We start from the raw sequence: 2,764 nt of genomic DNA, 5'->3' as shown, positions 1-2,764 counted from the left end.
CGTAACCGAGGGGCTGAACTCGAAAATCCAGAGTCTCAAGTCCGCTGCCCGAGGCTTTCGCAACTTTCACAACTACCGGATTCGTATCCTGTTCTTCTGCGGAAAGCTCAATCTCTACCCACTATGATCCCCGTAGAAACTAATAAACGAAGGGCGAGTTGGGCGAGGCCAGGTAAGCCGACGTGTTATCGCCCATGACCAGTCCCGGCACTGCCGAGCCCTGGTTAAAGAAATAAAAAATGCCCTCCTCTTCCATCAGCCGGCTCACGAAGTTGAAGCTGGTCTCCCGGTACTGCACACAGAAAGTGTGAGGGGAATAGGTGCCGCTCAGGTTAAGGGTTGGAACATAGGTAGTGACGGCGCGATACACGCTCGACACCACCGTTGGGAAACTCAGGTTCTGGTAAATGCCATAATCGGTCTTGAGCGCCATATAAGCCAGGGGTGACTCGAGCCGCACCGTGTAGAGAAAATTGGTTCCATCCAAGCCAGCCGAAGTGCAGGCAGTGACCAATCCGCCAAAACTTGTAATGTGGCCGCTGCGGCTGTAAGTCAACTGTCCGGCCTGGCCGAGTTCGGAATCGGGATTCACCACAGCGCCGGGCGAACTGACCTCCACCACATAATAGTATGGCTGGGAAATCCCCTCGTAACCGGAGAACCCAACCACCCTGCCGAAGGCCGAACCGTTGATGGTGAAGGAAAAGCCGGGGCTCACCCCGTTGGCGCTTGAGGTTTGAGCGAGATTTGCAAAAGCCAATGTGCTGTCGCCGCCTGCACCGAGTTCTGCCTGCTGAAACGCCTGATAAGCCCCGCTGCCGCCGTCATCGATGCTGGCCCCATTTACCGCCCCTGCCGCAATCTTGTCGCCAGTCACCGCCCCGCTTGCCAGCATCCCCGATGTAATCCCGCCTGAAATCACCCCTTCCGCAGTCACCGCATACGGCGCAGCAGTGAACTGCTGGCGCGGCGTGAGCGTGGCAAATGCGCTGCCACCGTTTGTCTCCACACCGATCTCGAGCCAATTAGTCGCCCCATTCCACACGCTCGAACCGAAGTCAATCGTCACGGTGAACAGGCCGTTGCTCACCCCCACGGCGCTGTTGGTGATCGGCCCGGCCAGCGCCGCGCCGCCGGTGTTGCTGCTGAACAGGGTAAAGGTAAGATCGTAACTCCCACTGACCGGGCCGCCGTTGTTTTGCAGCCGGCCCTGGTATGTAAAGGCCGTCCCTTGGGCCTTGATGCGATTCACGCTGGCGCAAAGGACCAGCGCCAGTAGCACGTGGGAAAGCCTGGAGCCTGGTGATTTCATAGATTAATGGTGCGGTTCGGATTCAGTCGTCAGGTCTGCTGATTGGCGATGTCACGTCACAGATCCTTCGCCTGCATTAATGGGTGACACGCAGCAATAAACCACAGCAGCCTTCGATAGCGCAAGCACTTTCGCCCCAGTAGCCTGCGTTATCTGCGGTCCAAACCACCATTTCTTTGCGTTCTCTGCGTTTGTTTTGGGGCCTGGTAATCGCCCCCCAAAAAGCGCGCCAATTCAAAACCGGGGTGATTCCTCAACCCAGTGGCAACTTGGATTCCGCCCGTGTGGGGCCGTCGTGCAGTTTTATAATCCGTTGCGCTTCCGGATGAACCGCCGGGTTGCCGACTTGGCGTATCAATTCGCATGTCGCCCACTGCGTGGCGCACTTTTGGTATCGTGCTTCCCAATCCTGGAACCGCGCTTGCTGTTTTGCATCCAACCACCCGAGTCATTCCTGATTTCTCGCAATAGCCGTTCCCGAAACGGGCGGTTGGGATAATAGCCCCCACCTTTCGGCGGAAAATCTCCAGTTCGAAAACGCTCCGCCAATTGCTGCGCGGCCTGATTGGCAAGGCTTTGCGCTTCTGCCGCACTTTGAAAAGACCAACACCAAGCCACGAAACCGGCGCTCCTGCCTCTGGCCCCATTCTTTTTCCGCACCGCCCCCCCATGCCAAGGCCATCAAGCTCACGAAAACCGTTCACTGCGGCAGCACTCGGAAAAAGCGGCAAGGCAAAGCCGTCCCCGAGAGCTGCCACTCAACAATTGCGCCGCTGTTGGTGACCGTTGCCACGGACACCCAGTCGGCCAGGTTGGTCCATTATCTCCGGCGCAAAAGAGAAAATCCGGTTGGCTGACCACGCGTTGCGCGGCCTGCTGCATAACAATCCCATTCGTGAAATAGGTGTCCGTGAATGGAACGGTCATGGGAATGGGCTGCCATTCGCTGTCAAAGGACTGTTGCACGAATGTGATTTTTTCAACACCTGCCCTCCAGGCGCCATCCACAAGTTTTTGTTGGGGATCGCTGCCGGGAGCGAGCTGCACATCAGGCAGGAGGGTCGCATAATTGACGTTTGTCTGGTTAAGGAGAAACCGGAGGCCGCCGACATCATCATAGCTGAGGCCGGTGTAGAAAGCGCCAAAAGGACTGATCCCGGAAAACCCGTCGGCAACCGTAAACCCCAAGGGGACATCTGGATCGGCAGGAAAAAGTTGCACCTCGGCATGGCCCGCTTGTTGGATATAGTTTCCGGCAAAAAGCAGGCCGTTCAGATAGGCCGTGGGAGCAAGGGTGCGCGGGTCAAAATTCCGTTCCCAAATGTAGTCCGGAACTGTTCCTGGTGGCCAGGAAACCTCAACCGTATTGTCGGGAATAAAGGGGTCCCAACGCCGGACAACAAAGATGTTGCGACTGGGCGCAGCCAATCCGAGATGCCCGACCACGAGAGA

General features: G+C 57.1%; 3 protein-coding genes. 1 reads left to right on the top strand and 2 read right to left on the bottom strand.

Annotation, left to right across the window (positions count from 1 at the left end; translation table 11 throughout):
* The coding region (locus VG146_09680) for a transposase (GenBank protein HEV2392619.1) at positions 1-127 on the top strand (127 nt) is incomplete at its 5' end.
* A 12-nt stretch (positions 128-139) separates the two neighbouring features.
* On the opposite strand, the gene VG146_09675 is transcribed toward VG146_09680, so the two are convergent.
* Positions 140-1,312: a contractile injection system protein, VgrG/Pvc8 family gene (locus VG146_09675; GenBank protein ID HEV2392618.1), complete on the bottom strand. Its 1,173-nt coding sequence runs from the start codon at positions 1,310-1,312 to the stop codon at positions 140-142.
* A 687-nt stretch (positions 1,313-1,999) separates the two neighbouring features.
* Positions 2,000-2,764 (bottom strand): hypothetical protein (locus VG146_09670; GenBank protein HEV2392617.1); only part of this gene is annotated, 765 nt, incomplete at its 5' end.

Source organism: Verrucomicrobiia bacterium (genome assembly GCA_035946615.1).
Taxonomy (GTDB): domain Bacteria; phylum Verrucomicrobiota; class Verrucomicrobiia; order Limisphaerales; family UBA8199; genus DASYZB01.
This window is presented reverse-complemented; position numbering and strand designations above follow the sequence as displayed.